At 68.4% G+C, this 18,571-nt stretch carries 17 protein-coding genes; 6 read left to right on the top strand and 11 right to left on the bottom strand.

The annotated features are described in order from the left end of the window. A partial coding sequence (ctaD, locus tag FFS72_RS24615; RefSeq protein WP_137876413.1) for an aa3-type cytochrome oxidase subunit I occupies positions 1-1,671 on the top strand: 1,671 nt, incomplete at its 5' end. Beyond that, positions 1,668-1,880 carry a hypothetical protein gene (locus FFS72_RS24610; protein ID WP_137876412.1) on the top strand — a complete coding sequence of 71 codons (213 nt, stop codon included), beginning with the start codon at positions 1,668-1,670 and terminating at the stop codon, positions 1,878-1,880. The genes ctaD and FFS72_RS24610, both read left to right, overlap by 4 nt. A gap of 121 nt (positions 1,881-2,001) precedes the next feature. Here the strand turns inward: FFS72_RS24610 and FFS72_RS24605 are convergent, their stop codons facing one another. Together FFS72_RS24605 and FFS72_RS24600 are read right to left on the bottom strand one after the other, a co-directional pair. After that, a complete protein-coding gene (locus tag FFS72_RS24605; RefSeq protein ID WP_137876411.1) occupies positions 2,002-2,685 on the bottom strand; it encodes a response regulator in 684 nt (227 codons plus the stop codon). Beyond that, positions 2,682-3,983: an ATP-binding protein gene (locus FFS72_RS24600; RefSeq protein WP_249353511.1), complete on the bottom strand. Its 1,302-nt coding sequence runs from the start codon at positions 3,981-3,983 to the stop codon at positions 2,682-2,684. Before FFS72_RS24600 ends, FFS72_RS24605 begins: the two co-directional genes overlap by 4 nt. 133 nt (positions 3,984-4,116) lie before the next feature. Between FFS72_RS24600 and FFS72_RS24595 the strand changes: the two genes are divergently transcribed. Both FFS72_RS24595 and FFS72_RS24590 read left to right on the top strand, forming a co-directional pair. Beyond that, positions 4,117-5,499, top strand: a complete 1,383-nt coding sequence (locus FFS72_RS24595) for a PspC domain-containing protein (protein ID WP_137876410.1) — start codon at positions 4,117-4,119, stop codon at positions 5,497-5,499. Next, entirely contained in the window at positions 5,492-5,719 is a 228-nt protein-coding gene (locus FFS72_RS24590; RefSeq protein ID WP_137876409.1) for a hypothetical protein, read from the top strand. Before FFS72_RS24595 ends, FFS72_RS24590 begins: the two co-directional genes overlap by 8 nt. A gap of 12 nt (positions 5,720-5,731) precedes the next feature. On the opposite strand, the gene FFS72_RS24585 is transcribed toward FFS72_RS24590, so the two are convergent. The 6 genes from FFS72_RS24585 to guaB all read right to left on the bottom strand — a co-directional run bounded on the left by FFS72_RS24585 (position 5,732) and on the right by guaB (position 14,450). Further along, the gene (locus FFS72_RS24585; RefSeq protein ID WP_137876408.1) at positions 5,732-6,214 is read right to left on the bottom strand and encodes a sigma factor-like helix-turn-helix DNA-binding protein; all 483 of its coding nucleotides are present in this window, start codon (positions 6,212-6,214) and stop codon (positions 5,732-5,734) included. A 164-nt stretch (positions 6,215-6,378) separates the two neighbouring features. Then, positions 6,379-7,965, bottom strand: a complete 1,587-nt coding sequence (gene guaA, locus FFS72_RS24580) for a glutamine-hydrolyzing GMP synthase (RefSeq protein ID WP_137876407.1) — start codon at positions 7,963-7,965, stop codon at positions 6,379-6,381. Between the two features lie 37 nt (positions 7,966-8,002). Further along, entirely contained in the window at positions 8,003-9,607 is a 1,605-nt protein-coding gene (locus FFS72_RS24575; RefSeq protein WP_137876406.1) for an AMP-binding protein, read from the bottom strand. 182 nt (positions 9,608-9,789) lie between these two features. Further along, complete coding sequence (locus FFS72_RS24570; protein ID WP_137876405.1) at positions 9,790-11,535, bottom strand: FAD-dependent oxidoreductase; 1,746 nt, start codon at positions 11,533-11,535, stop codon at positions 9,790-9,792. A gap of 197 nt (positions 11,536-11,732) precedes the next feature. Further along, complete coding sequence (locus tag FFS72_RS24565; RefSeq protein WP_137876404.1) at positions 11,733-12,872, bottom strand: GuaB3 family IMP dehydrogenase-related protein; 1,140 nt, start codon at positions 12,870-12,872, stop codon at positions 11,733-11,735. Between the two features lie 54 nt (positions 12,873-12,926). After that, complete coding sequence (guaB, locus tag FFS72_RS24560) at positions 12,927-14,450, bottom strand: IMP dehydrogenase (protein ID WP_137876403.1); 1,524 nt, start codon at positions 14,448-14,450, stop codon at positions 12,927-12,929. Between the two features lie 253 nt (positions 14,451-14,703). Between guaB and FFS72_RS24555 the strand changes: the two genes are divergently transcribed. After that, a complete protein-coding gene (locus tag FFS72_RS24555) occupies positions 14,704-15,108 on the top strand; it encodes a DUF5319 domain-containing protein (RefSeq protein WP_050063262.1) in 405 nt (134 codons plus the stop codon). A 71-nt stretch (positions 15,109-15,179) separates the two neighbouring features. Here FFS72_RS24555 and FFS72_RS24550 read toward each other — a convergent pair whose 3' ends face one another. From FFS72_RS24550 to FFS72_RS24540, 3 genes are all read right to left on the bottom strand, one after another. Further along, entirely contained in the window at positions 15,180-16,190 is a 1,011-nt protein-coding gene (locus FFS72_RS24550) for an anti-sigma-D factor RsdA (RefSeq protein WP_212744391.1), read from the bottom strand. After that, positions 16,183-16,761, bottom strand: coding sequence for a sigma-70 family RNA polymerase sigma factor (locus tag FFS72_RS24545; RefSeq protein WP_050063260.1), 579 nt, complete (start codon positions 16,759-16,761; stop codon positions 16,183-16,185). Before FFS72_RS24545 ends, FFS72_RS24550 begins: the two co-directional genes overlap by 8 nt. Before the next feature lie 91 nt (positions 16,762-16,852). Further along, complete coding sequence (locus tag FFS72_RS24540; RefSeq protein ID WP_137876402.1) at positions 16,853-17,656, bottom strand: hypothetical protein; 804 nt, start codon at positions 17,654-17,656, stop codon at positions 16,853-16,855. A 571-nt stretch (positions 17,657-18,227) separates the two neighbouring features. Between FFS72_RS24540 and FFS72_RS24535 the strand changes: the two genes are divergently transcribed. Next, positions 18,228-18,521: a WhiB family transcriptional regulator gene (locus FFS72_RS24535; RefSeq protein ID WP_050063259.1), complete on the top strand. Its 294-nt coding sequence runs from the start codon at positions 18,228-18,230 to the stop codon at positions 18,519-18,521. Positions 18,522-18,571 lie beyond the last annotated feature (50 nt).

Here is an 18,571-nt window from a genome sequence, read left to right as displayed (position 1 = left end):
CCCGCACCCACCGGCTCCGCGCCGAAGGGCTCGGCAATCGTCAAACTGCTCACCACCACCGATCACAAGACGATCGGTGTCATGTACATCGTCACCTCGTTCGCCTTCTTCCTCATCGGCGGGCTGATGGCCCTGCTCATCCGCACCGAACTCGCCGTGCCCGGCATGCAGTTCCTGTCGAACGAGCAGTACAACCAGCTGTTCACGATGCACGGCACGGTCATGCTGCTGCTGTACGCGACACCGATCTTCTTCGGCTTCGCGAACTACATCATGCCGCTGCAGATCGGCTCCCCCGACGTGTGCTTCCCGCGCCTCAACGCCGTCAGCTACTGGATGTACCTGTTCGGCGGGCTGATCGCCTCCGCAGGCTTCGTCACCCCCGGCGGTGCCGCCGACTTCGGGTGGACCGCATACGTTCCCCTGACCGACGTGGCGTACTCCCCCGGAGCGGGCGCCGATCTGTGGATCATCGGCCTGACCCTCGGCGGCCTCGGCACCATCCTCGGAGCGGTCAACCTGATCTCGACGATCGTCTGCCTGCGGGCACCCGGCATGACCATGTTCCGCATGCCGATCTTCACCTGGAACACCCTCGTCGCGAGCCTGCTCGCCCTGATGATCTTCCCGCTGCTCGCGGCGGCGCTGCTCGCACTGTTCGTCGACCGTCACTTCGGCGCCCACATCTTCGATCCCGCCAACGGCGGAGTCATGTTGTGGCAGCACCTGTTCTGGTTCTTCGGTCATCCCGAGGTGTACGTGCTGGCGCTGCCGTTCTTCGGCATCGTGTCGGAGATCTTCCCGGTCTTCTCGCGTAAGCCGATCTTCGGTTACAGCGGCCTGGTCTACGCCACGCTCGGTATCGCCGCCCTGTCCGTCGCCGTGTGGGCGCACCACATGTACGCCACCGGCGCGATCCTGCTGCCGTTCTTCTCGTTCATGACGTTCCTCATCGCGGTTCCGACCGGTGTGAAGTTCTTCAACTGGATCGGCACCATGTGGAAGGGCCAGTTGACGTTCGAGTCGCCGATGCTGTTCTCGGTCGGCTTCATCGTGACGTTCCTCTTCGGTGGCCTGTCCGGTGTCCTGCTCGCCAGCCCGCCGCTCGACTTCCAGCTGCACGATTCGTATTTCGTCGTCGCGCACTTCCACTACGTGCTGTTCGGCACCATCGTGTTCGCCACCTACGCGGGCATCTACTTCTGGTTCCCGAAGATGACGGGCCGGCTGATGGACGAGCGTCTCGCGAAGTGGCACTTCTGGTTGACGTTCATCGGCTTCCACGCCACGTTCCTCGTGCAGCACTGGCTCGGTAACGAGGGCATGCCCCGTCGCTACGCCGACTACCTGCCCACGGACAGCTTCACCACGTTGAACGCGTTCTCCACGGTCGGCGCGTTCGTCCTCGGTGCCTCGACGCTGCCGTTCATCTGGAACGTCTTCAAGAGCTACCGCTACGGCGAGGTCGTCACGGTCGACGACCCGTGGGGCTACGGCAACTCGCTCGAGTGGGCGACGAGCTGCCCGCCGCCGCGCCACAACTTCACCGAGCTGCCCCGGATCCGTTCGGAGCGCCCGGCGTTCGAGCTGCACTACCCGCACATGGTCGAGCGGATGCACGCCGAGGCCCACGTCGGACGCGGCCACACCCCCGCCGAGGCAGGGCGATGAGGGCGGGTCCGGCCCCGACCTGGCTGGACCAGCAGGTCGTACCGACCTACCGCCCCCACCCCGGTGCACTGCTGGTGCCGATGCTCGTCCTGGTGGTGACGCTGGCCTCGCCCCTGCTGATCCCCGTACCCGCCGCACTGGCCTTCGCGGCCACGGCGCTGGCGTGGGTCGTGTGCCGCGCCCGCTCCGGAGGAACCACCACCGAATAGCGTCCCGATCGATGATCCGAACGGACCGTTCAGTCCCGCCGAGGGCCTGAACGGTCCGTTCGCATCCCGCGTTGGAGGACATCGGAATTGGCGGACATCGGGGATCCTCCGCCGGCCGCCGTCACTCGATGCGACGTCGGTGCGCCCACCGGGTGAGCGCGTTCCGGTTGGACTGCTGTGTCTTGCGGAGCACGTTGGACGCGTGCGTCTCGACGGTCTTCACGGAGATCACCAGCGTCTCGGCGATCTCCCGGTACGTGTAGCCGCGAGCGAGCAGGCGCAACACCTCGAGTTCACGCGGAGTGAGCGAATCGAGTTCCGGATCGAGCGGCGGCTCGGGAACAGACGATCGCCCGGTGAACGAGTCGAGGACGAACCCCGCGAGACGCGGGCTGAACACCGCGTCCCCCCCGGCGACCCGCCGGACACCGTCTGCGAGTTCACGACCCGAGATCGTCTTGGTGACGTAACCCCGGGCACCCGCCCGGATCACCGCGATCACGTCCTCCGCCGCATCGGAGACGCTGAGCGCCAGGCACACCGGGCCCGGCGCGATCCCGGCCAGCACCGCGACGCCGCCGCCGTCCGGCATGTGCACGTCGAGCAGGACCACGTCCGGTGAGGTGGCGTCGATTCCCGCGATCGCCTCCGCGACTCCGCCGGCCTCACCGACCACCACGATGTCGGGTTCCGTTGCCAGCTCGGCCCGCACCCCCGACCGGAACACGGCATGATCGTCGACGAGAAACACCCGGAAAGCGGTGTCAGAGGAACCGGATTCGGGATTGCTTCCGGATGACGTCACCGAGGCTGCTCCTTGGGTCGGGCCGACTGCTCCGACCACTCTAGGTTGTCCGTGTCCTGGGTACCGAGCGGCATGTGGATGCGGATCTCGGTCCCCCTCCCGATCGCAGAATCGACGGTGACCTCGCCGCCGCGTCGCTCGACCCGCGCACGGATCGACTTCGCCAGCCCCTGGCGGTCCCCCGCGATGGCGTCGACGTCGAATCCGACGCCGCGGTCGCGGACGAAGACGTTCAACTCTGTGGACTCCGCCTCCGCGAAGACGTCGACGCTCGATTCACCGGAGTGCTTCGCCGCATTGACGAGCGCCTCACGCGTGGCACCGAGGACCGCCGTGACCGCCTCCGGGGTGATCCCCGAATCGGCCTCGGGCAGGTCGAGTCGCACATCGCCGACGGTGACGGTCTCGACCGCGACCCCGTACTGGTCCTCGACCTCGCCCGCGATCGTGCGCAACGCCTCCGCGAGACTCGCGTGCGCGGTCTCGCCCTCACCGAACAGCCACTTGCGCAGTTCCCGCTCCTGGCTGCGGGCCAAGCGCTGCACCTGCAGCGGCGAATCGGCCTGCTTCTGGATCAGCGCGAGCGTCTGGAGCACCGAGTCGTGCAGGTGCGAGGCGATCTCCTCACGCTCCTCGGTGCGGATCCGTGCCGCCCGCTCACGTCCGAGATCGCGCCACATCCGCAGCCACAGCGGCACGGTCAGCAGCCCGATCCCGACGAGAGTCACCACCACCGCCAGCACCGACGACCGCAGCGACGCCAGGTCGACCTGCGCCAGGATCACCACACCGAGCCCGAGGACGATCAGCGAGATGCCACCGAGGACCCGCGCCCAGGTGAGAACGGTCGGGCTCTGCGGTAGACCGAACACCGAGCGCGGACCGTCGGAGTCGTACTCCCGCCACACCAATGCCGCACCGACCGCGACCACGACGACGGGGACCAGCACCTCGGCGGCGGTACCGCTCGCCAGCGCGCCCAGTACCGCGGCCAGCGCGAGACCGAGGACGGCGAGGCCGAGTGCCCGCTGCCGCTCGGCGCGACTGGGACGCTCGGTGTCGGTGCCGGGCGGGGTGAAGATCCACAGCAGGCCGTACGCCGTGATCCCTGCGCCCGCGAGCGCGCCGAGCAGCACGAACGCCACCCGAACCTTGAACACGTCGACCCCGAGATGATCGGCGAGCCCGCCTGCGACACCACCGATGACCCGGCCACCGACGCGTCGTTCGAGCCTGGGTGGCCCCTCCGGCGACACCGGAGCGGTCACCGGCGTCTGGGCACGTGGGATCGGCTGCACACCTTCGATGGTGGCACGCGGTCACCGCCGCGCGCATCAGGGTGCAACCCTGACAACGGAGCGTCCTCCTCGGCGGAATATCAGGGTCGGTCCCTGATGTGCACGCACCCCCACGGGGTCGACGATGGACGCCATGAGCACAGCGACCTTCTCCGAACAGCTGAACCAGTTGTGGCGAACCCGGCCCGTGCGACTTCCCCGTCGAGGCCCGATCGCAGGCGTCGCGGCGGGCATCGGCCACCGCTACGACGTCGACCCCGTCCTCATACGAGTCGCGTTCGTCGTCTCGACGATCTTCGGCGGCGCGGGGATCGTCCTCTACCTGGCGGGATGGCTGCTGCTACCGCGTGCAGGTGACGACGCGTCCGCTGCCGAGTCGCTGCTCGGTCGTGGCCGGAGTTCGGCATCGAGCACGAAGACGATCGTCCTGGTGGTCGCACTCGCGATCGCGGTCAGCGCCTTCGGTCCGATCGGCGTCGGATTCGGCGGGTCCGGGATGTTCAGCATGGCGCTGATGCTCGGCGGGCTGTGGCTGCTGTTCCAACGCCGGCCGAATCCCCCGGCCACCATCCCCGACGCGGAGCCGTGGGCGGGCATCCCGACACCCGGGTTCCCGCACGCCAACCCGCGCGCGTGGCACGGCGACCCCACCGGCTGGCCCGGCGCCACACACACACCGCCAGGTGTCTTCGCGACGCTGCCGAAGACCTACGAACCGGGCTCCGCCACACCGTCCCCCGACGCGCCGACGGCCGACGCCTCGACGGACCCGGACGTCGCGGTCACACCGTCCTCCGCTTCGAGCGCGGCCGGCGGTGTCCCACCGACCGACGTCACGACGCCGCCCGCGTGGGATCCGCTCGGAGTGGCACCGTTCGCCTGGGATCTCCCCGAGCCAACGCCCGCACCGAAGCCGCCCGTCCCCGCCCCCGCCCGACCGAAGTCTCGGCTGACGTCGGTGGTGCTGGGATTGGCGATCCTCGCCACCGCCGCAGCGTGGGCACTCGCCGCGGCGACCGGATGGGACTGGTTGTCGCCCGGCCGGATCGGCGCCGTCGGCCTCGCCGTCGTCGGCGTCGGACTCGTCATCGGAGCCTTCCTGCGACGCGGATACGGACTGCTCGTCGTCACCGGACCACTCGTCGGCTTCGTCATCCTCGCCTCGCTCATCGGCCCCGTCGACTGGGAATCCGAGAACGTCGGCACCCGCACCTGGACACCCGCCGCCGCCACCGAGCTCGCTCCCGAATACACCGGGCAGCTCGGCGAATTCACGCTCGACCTGCGTCAGATCACGCTGTCCGAGGACAAGACCGTCGACGTCACCTCAGGGGTGGGCAGCTTCACCGTGCTCGTCCCGGAGAACATGAACGTCGTCAATCACTGCTCGATCGCGGTCGGGGACACCTACTGCCTTCCGGACGGGCTGAGCGGCGGCACCGACGGCACCGACGGGCCGGTACTGACCCTGAACATGAACGGCCGCATGGGAAATCTGGAGGTTCACCGTGGCTGACAACACCGACACCGACACCGACGCGACCGCCGGCACGCGCCGACGGCCGTCACCGGGCCTGCTGCTCGCCGGCCTGGCCGCGCTGCTCGTCAGCCTGTGGGCATTCATCGGACCGGACCGGCTCGGCGCCATCGGCGAAGGTCACGCCAAGTGGCTGTTCATCGTGGTCGCCGTCGTGGTCGGCGTGGTCCTCGTCATCTCCCCCGGCCGGCGGCGATGACTGCCAGGGGCGCTACCCGCAGACGCGGACGTTGCGGAGCTTCTGCAGAGCCGAGTGCTGATCGCGGTGCACCCGCTCGACCGAACATCCCAACGCCTCACCTGCCTGGGCAGCGCTGAGCCCCACGGCAGTTCGCAACACGAGCACGTCCCGTTCGTGTCGCGCCAATCCGTCCATCGGCCCCGGCGGCGTCACGTACGGCCGGGCGGCCTCGACACCGAGAACCGTCTCGGTGTAGACCACCCGCAGCGGGGATCGCACCCGGTCGGTGAGCACCGCGGCGAGCGCAACCGGAAGAACTCCCGCCGCAACGGAATCCGCAGCAGGTATCCCCAGCGCCGGAGCCAACTCGGCACGGCACATTCGCGTCACCAGCGCCCGGGTCGCGTCGCACAACAGGGCCACCCCGCCACGCTCACCGACCCCCGTGCGGTGTGCTCCCCAGACACCGCGCTCGAGCACCCGGTACGCCGTACCGGAGCCTTCCCCCGTCATGTCGTTCTCCTCGCGACTCGCATCGAACAAGTGAACCCCGCGAACCTTGGAGCCCGCGGGCAGAACTCACAGCGTTCCACAGCTCACTGACAGGAAGAATCCATCCCACCACCGACGAGGGCCGCCGACGCTGTGCGTCGACGGCCCTCGCAGGCGTCAGTGGGTCACTCCCACTCGATGGTTCCCGGCGGCTTGCTCGTAACGTCGAGCACGACGCGGTTGACGTCGGCCACCTCGTTGGTGATCCGGGTGGAGATCCGTTCGAGAACGTCGTACGGCAGACGCGTCCAGTCCGCGGTCATCGCGTCCTCACTGGACACCGGGCGCAGCACGATCGGATGCCCGTAGGTGCGTCCGTCGCCCTGGACACCGACACTGCGCACGTCCGCGAGCAACACCACCGGGCACTGCCAGATCTGGCCGTCGAGACCGGCCGCGGTGAGCTCCTCACGCGCGATCGCGTCGGCCTGGCGCAGCAGTTCGAGCCGCTCCCGGGTCACCTCACCCACGATGCGAATCGCCAGACCCGGACCGGGGAACGGCTGACGGGCAACGATCTCCTCGGGCAGGCCGAGCGCGCGGCCGACCGCGCGAACCTCGTCCTTGAACAGCAGACGCAGCGGCTCCACGAGCTTGAACTGCAGATCCTCGGGCAGGCCACCGACGTTGTGGTGGCTCTTGATGTTCGCGGTGCCCGCGCCGCCGCCGGACTCCACGACGTCGGGGTACAGCGTGCCCTGGACCAGGAAGTCCACGGCCTCGCCATGCGCGACGGACTCGCCGAGCACCTCCGTCACGGCACCCTCGAACGACCGGATGAACTCGCGTCCGATGATCTTGCGCTTGGCCTCCGGGTCGGAGACGCCGTCGAGTTCCGACAGGAACGTGTCGACCGCGTCGACGGTGATCAGCTTGGCCCCCGTCGAGGCGACGAAGTCCTGCTGCACCTGCTCCCGCTCACCCGCACGCAGCAGGCCGTGGTCGACGAACACACACGTCAACCGGTCGCCGATGGCCCGCTGCACGAGTGCGGCCGCGACCGCGGAATCGACGCCGCCGGAGAGGCCACAGATCGCCTTGCCGTCGCCGACCTGTTCCCGGACCTGCTCGATCAGGGCCTCGGCGATGTTCGCCGCCGTCCACGTCGGTGCAATGCCCGCGATCTCGCGCAGGAAACGGGTCAGGACCTGCTGGCCGTGCGGCGAGTGCAGGACCTCCGGGTGGTACTGGACGCCCGCCAGTCGCCGCGCCCGATCCTCGAACGCGGCGACCGGCGCGCCCGCGCTGGTCGCCGTGACCTCGAAGCCCTGCGGCGCGTCGGTGACGGCGTCGCCGTGGCTCATCCACACCGGCTGGGTGGTCGGCAGGCCCTCGTGCAGGACACCGCCGTCCACACTGAGCTGGGTGCGCCCGTACTCACGCGTGCCGGTGTGGGTGACCGTGCCACCCAGGGCACCGGCCATGGCCTGGAAGCCGTAGCAGATGCCGAACACCGGGATGTCGTGGTCGAAGAGGCGCGGGTCGAGCTGCGGCGCGCCGTCGGCGTACACGCTGGACGGTCCGCCGGACAGGATCACCGCCGCCGGCTTGCGTGCCACGATCTCCTCGACGGTCGCCGTGTGCGGCACCACCTCGGAGTAGACGCTGGCCTCACGGACCCGACGTGCGATCAGCTGCGCGTACTGCGCCCCGAAATCGACGACGAGTACCGGATTCTGCTGGCTGGGGCCGGAATGCTGGGTGTCTGCCACCCGCCCAGTCTAATGTGTGGCCGGGCCCACCCCGTCCTCACGCCCGCAGCTTCGCCCGCAGCTCGTGTTTGCGGGCCTTGCCGGTCGCGGTCTTCGGCAACTCGTCGACCACCAGGACCCGCTTGGGCACCTTGAACCCGGCCAGGTGGGCCTTCGCGTGAGCGATCACCGTCGCCTCCAACTGCTCGTCGGAGACGGCCGGATCCGATCCGACGACGACCGCGGTCACGGCCTCGCCCCACCGCTCGTCCGGCAGCCCGACCACCGAGCACTCGACGACGCCGGGAGCACCGGCGACGATTCGTTCGACCTCCACCGACGAGACGTTCTCGCCGCCCGACTTGATGATGTCCTTGAGGCGGTCGGTGAACCACACGACCTGCTCGGTGTCGAGGCGACCGACGTCGCCGCTGTGGAACCAGCCGTGCGCGAACGCGGCCGTGTTGGCGTCCGCGTTGTTCCAGTAGCCGCTGCACACGTGGGGGCCGCGGTAGACGATCTCGCCGGTCTCCCCGACGGGCGTCAATGCGCCATCCGCGATGATCCCGACCTGGACGGTCGGCGTCGCGGGCCCCCAGGAGTCGGGCTTGGTGTCGCGGTGCTCGGGCCACTGCAGCACGGTCGCGGGCACGACCTCGGTCTGACCCGATCCGAGGATCACCGCCGCATTCGGGAAGGCCGCGTCGACCTGGTCGAGCAGGGTCGCGGGCATCGGGGCCATCGCGTAGATGGCCAGGCGCACCGAGGACAGGTCGCGGGCCTGCTGCCCCTGCGCGGCGAGCGCGGCCGCGTACATGATCGGCAGCATCATCGCCGTGGTCACCCGGTGCGTCTCGATCGCGTCGAGGACCGCGCCCGGATCGAACGGTCCCGGCAGCACGACGGTGCCACCGATGAACAGCGTCGGCATGACGAGCGTGTTCAGTCCCGTGGTGTGGAAGAGCGGCAGCACGTTGAGCAGCACCGCGGGCTCGCTACCCCACCCGGCGCCCTGCATCAGCGCATTGGTCAGTCCGCCGATCATCAGGGAGGTATGACTGGTCAGGACGCCCTTGGGTCGCGAGGTCGTGCCCGAGGTGTAGAGGCACTGCGCGGTGTCGCGGTCGTCGACGAGGACCTCGAGTGGCCCGTCCACCGCGCGGGAGGCGATCCCCGTCCACGACAGGACCCGCCGCCCGGCGATCTCGGCGGGCGCACCCTCACCGGAGACGACGACGGTCGTCACCGCGTCGAGAGCCGGGAGGACCTTCTCGATCAACGGCACGAAGGCGGCGTCGGTGACGATCGTGGTGGTGCCGGAGTCACGCAGGATCCAGACGATGTCCTCCGGCGCGAGAACGAGGTTGACGGGCATCGCGACGAGTCCGGCCTTCGCGCAGCCGAAGTAGGTGGCCAGGAACTGCCACGAGTTGCCCATCAGCATCGCGACCGGCTGCTGCCGCTCCAGCCCGGCGTCGAGCAGAGCCCGGCCGACGGACTCGGCGGCCGTGTCGAGGTCCCGGTAGGTGACGGTGGTGCCACGGTCGAGGACCGCGGCTCGCGCCCCGAACATCCGTGCGGAGCGGGTCAGCGCGTCGCCGACCGACACACGGGTCGCGAGATTGATCTCGAGCTCGGACAGTCCGGACATATCGGGCTTCATGGGGTGCCAGCCTCCGCATCGATGGGTTGTTTCGGTCACTAAGCCATCACCGAGTGATGTCGGTCACTCGCGACTGTAGGGCCGGACGCCGAAACAATCAAGCATGATTGCTTGATTTCTGGCCGACGGTACGAAGAAGGCCCCCGACCTCACCGGTCGGGGGCCACTCCTACGAGGCAGGGTCAGGCCACGTCACTGCTGTCCGGCGACGCGGGCTTTCCGGAGCGGATCTCCACGATCGGCAGCACCAGCGCGGCGGGGGCACCGGCCGGGACCACCGGGGCGTTCGGCGCCACCGGCGCGAGACGCCGGTAGCCCTCCCCCTGCGCCGGACGCTCGTCCTGCTCACCCTTGTTCGGCCACAGCGACGCCGCGCGCTCGGCCTGCGCACTGATCGTGAGCGACGGGTTCACGCCGAGGTTCGCCGATACCGCGGCACCGTCCACGACGCTCAGCGTCGGGTAGCCGTACACCCGGTGATAGGGATCGATGACGCCTGTCGAGGCGTCCGCGCCGATCGCACAGCCGCCGAGGAAGTGTGCCGTCAGCGGAATGTTGAACACCTCGCCCCACGTGCCGCCCGCGACGCCGCCGATCTTCTCCGCGATCCGCCGCGTCGCCTCGTTGCCGACCGGGATCCACGTCGGGTTCGGCTCGCCGTGGCCCTGCTTGCTGGTGACCTTCCGGCGCCCGAACAGTCCACGCTTCGTGTAGGTGGTGATCGAGTTGTCGAGGTTCTGCATGACGAGCGCGATGATGGTCCGCTCGCTCCAGTTCTTGACGCTCAGCATGCGCAGCATCTGACCGGGATTGGCGGCAATGGTCTTGAGCAGCTTCACGAACCGCGGTGTGCTGCCGCCGCCGTCCGTCATCAGGGTCTGCAGCAGACCCATCGCGTTCGAGCCCTTGCCGTAGCGGACCGGCTCGATGTGGGTGTCGGCGGCGGGATGGAACGACGACGTGATCGCCACGCCCCGCGTCAGGTCCAGGCCGGGGTCGACCGTCAGCTTGGCCGCGCCGAGCAGCGCCTCGGAGTTGGTGCGCGTCAGCTCGCCGAGCGTCGGCGAGAGCTTCGACAGTGCGCCACTGTCCTTCATCGCGTGCAGCAGATGCTGCGTGCCCCACGTGCCCGCGGCGAGCACCACGTTGTCCGCGGTGAACGTCCGATGCCCCTTGCGCAGCTTGGCGCCGGTGCGGCGGGTCTGCACGTTCCAGGTCCCGTCGGACGCCTCGGTCAGTCCGGTCACCGTCGTCATGGGGATCACCGTCGCCCCCGCCCGCTCGGCGAGCCCGAGGTAGTTCTTGACGAGGGTGTTCTTGGCACCGTGGCGGCAGCCGGTCATGCACTCACCGCATTCGATGCATCCGGTCCGCGCGGGACCGGCACCCCCGAAATACGGATCGGCGACCGTCTCCCCCGGCTCACCGAAGAACACCCCGACCGGCGTCTGGATGAATGTGTCGCCGACACCCATGTCGTCGGCCACGGACTTGATCACGTCGTCGGCGGGTGTCATGTGCGGGTTCTGCACGACACCGAGCATCTTGCGCGCCTGGTCGTAGAACGGACTGAGCTCGGCATCCCAGTCGGTGATGCCCTGCCACTGCGGGTCCTGGAAGAACGACGACGGCGGCTTGTAGAGGGTGTTGGCGTAGTTCAGCGACCCACCGCCGACGCCCGCACCGGCGAGGATCATCACGTCACGCAGCAGGTGCACCCGCTGGATGCCGTAGCAGCCGAGAGCGGGCGCCCACAGGAATCGCTTGAGGTCCCAGCTGGTCTTCGCGAAGTCGGAGTCGGCGTAGCGGCGTCCGGCCTCGAGGATTCCGACCCGATAGCCTTTCTCGACCAGGCGCAACGCCGTGACGCTGCCCCCGAATCCGGAACCGACGATCAGCACGTCGTAATCCGTCGCACGCTTACCCATCAGGAGACCTCCACTGCCGTGAACCTGGTTGTTACCCGCCAGTATGCACCCCGGAGCTGTGACCGATCCCACAAGGGTGCCCTAACCGTAACGGGACGTAGCAGAAACCCTGCGCATCGCGACCCCGACAGACGTGAACGGACCGTCCGGACCCTCTGGGGGTCCGAACGGTCCGTTCACGACGAGCAGGCGGTCGGTCAGGCGCGGACCGTCAGGCCCACCTTCTGGAACTCCTTGAGGGTCGAGTAGCCGGACTTCGCCATCGAGCGGCGCAGTCCGCCGACCAGGTTCAGCGAACCGAACGGGTCGTTGGACGGACCCGTCAGCACCTGGTCCAGGCTCGGACGATCACCGAATGCGACGGGCAGCAGCGCGCCACGCGGCACCGACGGATGCGCAGCCGCCGACGGCCAGAACCAGCCACCTCCCGGCGCTTCCGCCGACGCGGCGAGCGGGGCACCCAGCACGGCCGCGTCCGCGCCACACGCGATCGCCTTGGCGAGATCACCCGACGTCGCGATGTCGCCGTCCGCGATCACGTGCACGTAGCGGCCACCGGTCTCGTCCAGGTAGTCGCGTCGCGCGGCGGCGGCGTCCGCGATGGCGGTCGCCATCGGAACACCGATGCCGAGGACCTCACCGGTCGTCGTCGCACCCTCGGTCGAGCCGTAGCCGACGATGACGCCCGCAGCGCCGGTGCGCATCAGGTGCAGCGCCGTGCGGTGATCGCTGACGCCACCCGCGACCACCGGCACGTCGAGCTCCGAGATGAAGGTCTTGAGGTTGAGCGGCTCGCTCCCGCTGTTCGCGACGTGCTCGGCGGAGATGATCGTGCCGTGGATGACCAGCAGGTCGATACCGGCCTTGATCAGCTCGGGGGTGAGCGCGCGAGCGTTCTGCGGGCTGACCCGGACCGCTGTCGTCACGCCCGCGTCACGTACCTGCGCGACCGCGGCCGCCAGCAGGTTCGCCTGGATCGGCGCGGCGTGCAGCTCCTGCAGACGAGCGATCGGCGCGTCCGGATCCTCGTCCGTCTCCGCAAGGTGCACGAGTTCGGCGAGCTTCGCCTCGACGTCCGCGTGCCTGCCCCACAGTCCCTCGCCGTTGATGACGCCGAGGCCGCCGCGCCGGCCCATCTCGATCGCGAACGACGGCGACACCAGCGCATCCGTCGGATGCGTCAGAACCGGGATGTCGAACCGGTAGGCATCGAGCTGCCAGGTGGTCGACACCTCCTTCGACGAACGGGTCCGACGGGACGGAACGATGTCGATGTCGTCCAGCTCGTAGGTGCGACGGGCGGTTCGGCCCATACCGATCTCAACGAGGTCGCGCACGCGCGCCCCTTTCTTCGATGTGTAGTTGACGCAAGTGACGTGGGAAAGGTCCGGTTACCGGGCCGCGTAGTTCGGGGCCTCGACCGTCATCGTGATGTCGTGCGGGTGGCTCTCCTTCAGACCCGCCGCGGTGATCTGCACGAACTGCGCTTCCTGCAGGTGCTCGATGGTGGTCGATCCGGTGTACCCCATCGCCGCGCGCAAGCCGCCGGTCAGCTGGTGGATGACCGAACCGAGCGGGCCGCGGAACGGAACCCGACCCTCGATGCCCTCCGGCACCAGCTTGTCCTCGGACAGCACGTCGTCCTGGAAGTAGCGGTCCTTCGAGTAGGACTTGCCCTGACCCCGGCTCTGCATCGCACCCAGCGAGCCCATGCCGCGGTAGCTCTTGAACTGCTTGCCACCGACGAGAACCATCTCGCCGGGCGACTCCGCCGTGCCCGCCAGGAGCGAACCGAGCATCGCCGTCGACGCGCCGGCCGCGAGCGCCTTCGCGATGTCTCCGGAGAACTGGAGGCCGCCGTCCGCGATGACGGGGACGCCGAGCGGCTTGCACGCCGCGACGGCCTCGAGGATCGCGGTGATCTGCGGTGCACCGACACCTGCGATGACGCGGGTGGTGCAGATCGAGCCCGGACCGACGCCGACCTTCACGGCGTCGACGCCCGCCTCGACGAGCGCCTGCGCGCCGCCGCGGGTCGCGACGTTTCCGCCGATGATCTGTACCCGATCGCCGACCTCGGCCTTGATCTTCGCGATCATCTCCAGCACACCGACGGAGTGGCCGTGCGCGCTGTCGACGACGAGGACGTCGACGCCCGCGTCGGTCAGCGCCATCGCACGCGCCCACGCGTCGTCGCCGACACCGACGGCCGCACCGACCAGCAGCCGGCCGTCCCGGTCCTTGGTCGCGTTCGGATGCTGCTCGGTCTTGACGAAGTCCTTGACCGTGATGAGTCCGGTGAGCTTGCCCTGGCCGTCGACGATGGGGAGCTTCTCGATCTTGTGGCGACGCAGCAGCCCGAGCGCGGCGTCCGCCGTGACGCCTTCCTGCGCCGTGATCAGCGGGGTCTTCGTCATCACCTCGGACACCGGACGGCTGAGGTCGACCTCGAAACGCATGTCGCGGTTGGTGATGATGCCGACGAGCTGACCGGCGTCGTCCGTGACGGGCAGACCGGAGATCCGGAACCGCGCGCACATGGCGTCGACCTCGGCGATGGTGTTCGTCGGCGAACACGTCACCGGGTCGGTGACCATGCCTGCCTCGGACCGCTTCACGGTTTCCACCTGCGACGCCTGCGCATCGGTCGAGAGGTTGCGATGCAGCACACCCATGCCGCCCGCGCGGGCCATGGCGATCGCCATCCGCGCCTCGGTGACGGTGTCCATCGCCGAGCTCACCAACGGCACTCGCAGCCGGATGTCGCGAGTGAGCTGGCTGGACGTGTCGACCTGACTGGGGATGACGTCCGACGCGGCGGGCAGCAACAGCACGTCGTCGAAGGTAAGTCCGAGCATCGCGACCTTGTCGGCGCGGTCTCCACCGGTGTGCACGTGCCCTCCGGAATTAGTCATGCGGCTGTCGAACCTTTCCATCGAACGTCGGTTGCACTGGACCGTCGGCCCCGGCGGCGCACGTGGGAAACCCCGTGCAGCCACTCGCCCATGGGCCGAAATGTCGCGATTCTTCGGACAGAATCAATGCTCGATCCCCAGCGAAGTATTCCCTCGGACCGGTCACCATGGTATCGGCTGCGCGCGTGTGCAGGCGAACCCGGTTGACTCAGACGGGTGGCGCAGAGTGCCCCGCGCTGCGTACCGTGGTGCTGTGCGTGATCAATTGCCTCCCGGTCTGCCGCCGGACCCGTTCGCCGGCGACCCGTCCGACCCGTCCGCCGCGCTGGATGCACTCGAGCCGGGCCAGCCCCTCGACCCCCATGAGCGCCTCGCCGTCGAAGAAGACCTGGCGGACCTCGCGGTCTACGAGGCACTGTTGGCGCATCGCGGAATTCGCGGCCTGGTCGTCTGTTGCGACGATTGCCAACAGGACCACTACCACGACTGGGACATGCTGCGAGCGAACCTGCTCCAGCTGCTCGTCGACGGCACGGTCCGCCCCCACGAGCCCGCATACGATCCGGTCCCCGAGGCCTATGTCACGTGGGACTACTGCCGCGGATACGCCGACGCGTCGATGAACGAGGCACTCCACGGAGACGGTTTCGACGCCTGACCGGGACGCGCACTCCGGCACTCGAACACAGAACGGCTCGACGAGCACTGCTCGTCGGGCCGTTCTCGGTTCTAGCTCGTGGGCGCCTCGGGCGACAACTGCCGCGTCTCGATCGGCGTCTTCTCCGTCGTCGGGACCGCCGTGGTCGGCTTCGGTGCCGTCGAGCCGGTATCCGGGGTGAGAACGATCTCGGGTCCGGGGGGCGGCGACGTCGTCACGGGCGGAACGACCGTGACGGTCGTCTCGAGGGGAAGCTCCGTCACCGGCAACGTCGGCCTGACGAGAGCGTCCGTCGGATACTCCGGCACCGTGGTCGGCGGGATCCCCGGCAGCGTCGTTGCCACCGGAACCTGCACCGTCGTCGTGACGCCGGGAACCTGCGGAGGCGGAACGGGAAGCGCACTCGTGGCGGTGGCGTCGGCCATCAGACGGTCGTGCCAGGCGTTCAACTCGTCGCGTTTCGCCGAATCACTCACGGCGCCGACGCGCTTGCTCGCGGACTCCAGCACGGCCATCGCACCCTCGGCGTCGCCGGACCGGATCATCCGCTCGGCTTCCTCGAGGTTGTTCTTCGTGTCGATGCCGGCGACGGTCGAGTTGGCGCGCTCCGTGAAGACGACCGACTTGACCTTCCACAACGGATCACCGGGCTGGGCGTTGTACGACCCGACGGTGATCCCTGCCATCACGACCGCGATCGCCGCCGCGGCGCCCGCGACCGGACGCAGCAGTCGGAGCGAACCGCGCCGCGGAGTCTGATCGCGCGCGATCTCGGCGTCGACGGCGGCAGCGACCTCGTCGAGTGTCGGGCCCACAGGGAGTTCGGGGGCGACGATCTCGGCCCTCCAGCCGGCCAGCAGCGAGGCGAGACGGTACTCCTCCGCAGTCGCGGTAGGGACGTCACCACCGCTCGCGAGAGCGTCGATGAGGGCGTCGTCACGCTGAACCGCCGCGAGGTCGAACGGCTGACCGCTCGCCGTCTCCTCTGCAAACGGATCACCCTGCGACGGGGTGAGGTCGGCGTCGGACGCATTGTGTTGCCGTGACCACTTACCGTGGCCACGCCTGTTCCCCCTAGCCATACATCTCACCCGCTTTCGCTACTTCGGTCTTCAATTTCGCGAGCGCCCGGTGCTGGGCTACTCGTACTGCTCCCGCCGTACTCCCGACGGCGGCCGCCGTTTCCTCCGCGGACAGACCCACTACCAGTCGGAGGATGACGATTTCTCGATGCTTGTCGGACAGTGTGGCGAGCAGGGAGTTGACCTGCCTGCTCGTCTCGGAATCGAGGGCGAGTTGTTCCGGCCCCTCGTCAACCGAGACCACATCTGGTACTTCGGCCATCGACTCGGATCGGTTACGTCCCGCGCTGCGGTGTGCATCGGCCACCTTGTGCGAGGCAATCCCGTACACGAATGCCATGAACGGCCGCCCCTGGTCCCGATATCGGGGTAGGGCCGTCATCACAGCCAGGCACACCTCCTGCGCCACATCGTCCGCGGACAGGTGTCCCCGTTCCGCGGCTCCGACCCGTGATCGGCAATAACGCACGACCATGGGTCGGACAAACTCCAGAACTCGAGCCAAAGCAACCCGATCGCCCTGCGCTGCCGCAGCGACGGCTGAGTCCAACTCCTCGCTCGTACTACTCATCGACAGACAAAGTCCTGGCGTTACAGTGGCGCGCCTGTGACGGAGCGCTCCCGACCGGATGGCGGAACGCTTGAAGGATAGCGACCTTCCGTCACGATTCTCGGAATCGCCCGCCTGCGGCCACAACCGAGGCCTCGGCGCGTTGGCGAACCTCCTGGAAGCGGGGCGCCGGCGCGACCCCGCACAGCAGCATCGAGGCGGCCCAGCGGAGTGGGACGAGATCGTGTTCGTCGCAGCGCGCGAGAACGCGGAGAGCCGGGTCGACTGCCGCGGCAGGGTCGGGTCCGGCACTGACGGCGGCTGCGACGAGCAGTTCCGACTTGACCTGGTGCCGCACCGAGGGTGACCCGTCTGCCAATTCGAGTGCGCGCCTCGCGTTCACTAGACCCTGGACCGCGTCGCCCGAGGCAAGGGACATCTCGGCCGTCACCCAGTGCAGTCTGATCCGTTGGCGCCACAGGTCGGGGCTCGCGTCGCCGAGGAGCTCGGCGCACCGTTCGAGCAGACGGAACCCGAGATCCAGTCGGCCACATCCGAGCGCGTCGGCGGCCAGTCCGGTCACTGCGTCGCAGCGCGCGGCCCTGGCACCGGGAGCCTGCGAATCGCCGAGGACGGCGAGCGCACGGCCGTCGTGCGCGGACGCGAGCCGGTGCCATCCGAGTTGCCGCAGCAGTGATGCCTCGGTACTTGCCACGAGCGAGTCGAGGACGGCACCGGCGCGGCTGCGCCGCAGCACTGCGAGTTCGGTGCGAGCGGCGGCGTAGCGACCCTGCCCACCGAGCGCGACGGCGCGCAGCCACCGGTCGTGCGGCGCGGCTGCGGGCGGGACGGTGCCACCCGGCGCCGGTCCGAATGCGATGGCGTCGAGCGAGTCGACGGCGAGGGTTGCGAACACGACGTAAGGGTAGAGGTGCGCCGCCGCGAACCGACACGGACACCGCGCCGTCACCAATTGTTACCGATGCGTTCTTCGACAGTTTCGGTCACATTACGATTTCGACTTGCGTAAATATTGAGCACATTTTATGAGAGTCAATTGCCGATAACGGCCAGGGCCGCCTCGGCAGGCGATCTCACCCGTGGAAGCGGGGCGAACGCGTCACCCGACGCCCGTCGACTCGAGAAACCCGACAAACTCCCAGTACAGCGGCGGAAATAGTGCAGTACGCACGTACGGGAGGCACACCCTGAGCGCCTCCCCGAAGAATCACGAAATAGTGTCAATGTCGATGAACAGAGCGTTAATTCCTCGCCGTGGAGGTATGTAAATCACCACGCGCAGAACTGTTGACTCGATTTCCACGCCGACTATAACGTTGCTGTTGAAATTGAGTACTTGTGTGAACGACCTTCACAGTCGTACTCGCGAACTGGGTTCCGCACCCACCGGGAGCACTCGCTGTGATGCAGATGCAGACCAAGCCACGGTGAGAGCAGTGCCCGAGCCGCCGACGTCAGGAGATGGAATGCCGCAACCAAATCACCTCCCCGGCCCCAATGCCGACATCTGGGACTGGCAGATGCACGGACTCTGCCGCGGCGTCGACTCCGCGATGTTCTTCCACCCAGACGGCGAGCGAGGCCGTGCCCGCGCGCAGCGCGAGATGCGGGCAAAGGAGATGTGCAGGCAATGCCCCGTCCTGACCCAATGCCGCAACCACGCCCTCACCGTCTGTGAGCCCTACGGCATCTGGGGTGGGATGTCCGAAGCCGAGCGGGAAGCGCACACGCGCCGCTTCCGCCAGAAGATCGCCTCCTGACGCGCACCTGAACAACTACGAAGCCCCGGACGGTCGAACCGTCCGGGGCT

The sequence above is a fragment of the Rhodococcus sp. Q genome (assembly GCF_005503035.1).
GTDB lineage: Bacteria > Actinomycetota > Actinomycetes > Mycobacteriales > Mycobacteriaceae > Rhodococcus_G.
The sequence above is the reverse complement of the archived record's forward strand: the minus strand, read 5'-3'. Positions and strand labels throughout refer to the sequence as shown.

Excerpts from the sequence above, each read along its gene's own strand:
- FFS72_RS24610 (WP_137876412.1), top strand. The coding sequence starts at position 1,668 with ATGAGGGCGGGTCCGGCCCCGACCTGGCTGGACCAGCAGGTCGTACCG.
- FFS72_RS24595 (WP_137876410.1), top strand. The coding sequence starts at position 4,117 with ATGAGCACAGCGACCTTCTCCGAACAGCTGAACCAGTTGTGGCGAACC.
- FFS72_RS24585 (WP_137876408.1), bottom strand. The coding sequence starts at position 6,214 with ATGACGGGGGAAGGCTCCGGTACGGCGTACCGGGTGCTCGAGCGCGGT.
- FFS72_RS24575 (WP_137876406.1), bottom strand. The coding sequence starts at position 9,607 with ATGAAGCCCGATATGTCCGGACTGTCCGAGCTCGAGATCAATCTCGCG.
- FFS72_RS24570 (WP_137876405.1), bottom strand. The coding sequence starts at position 11,535 with ATGGGTAAGCGTGCGACGGATTACGACGTGCTGATCGTCGGTTCCGGA.
- guaB (WP_137876403.1), bottom strand. The coding sequence starts at position 14,450 with ATGACTAATTCCGGAGGGCACGTGCACACCGGTGGAGACCGCGCCGAC.
- FFS72_RS24550 (WP_212744391.1), bottom strand. The coding sequence starts at position 16,190 with ATGGCTAGGGGGAACAGGCGTGGCCACGGTAAGTGGTCACGGCAACAC.
- FFS72_RS24545 (WP_050063260.1), bottom strand. The coding sequence starts at position 16,761 with ATGAGTAGTACGAGCGAGGAGTTGGACTCAGCCGTCGCTGCGGCAGCG.
- FFS72_RS24535 (WP_050063259.1), top strand. The coding sequence starts at position 18,228 with ATGCCGCAACCAAATCACCTCCCCGGCCCCAATGCCGACATCTGGGAC.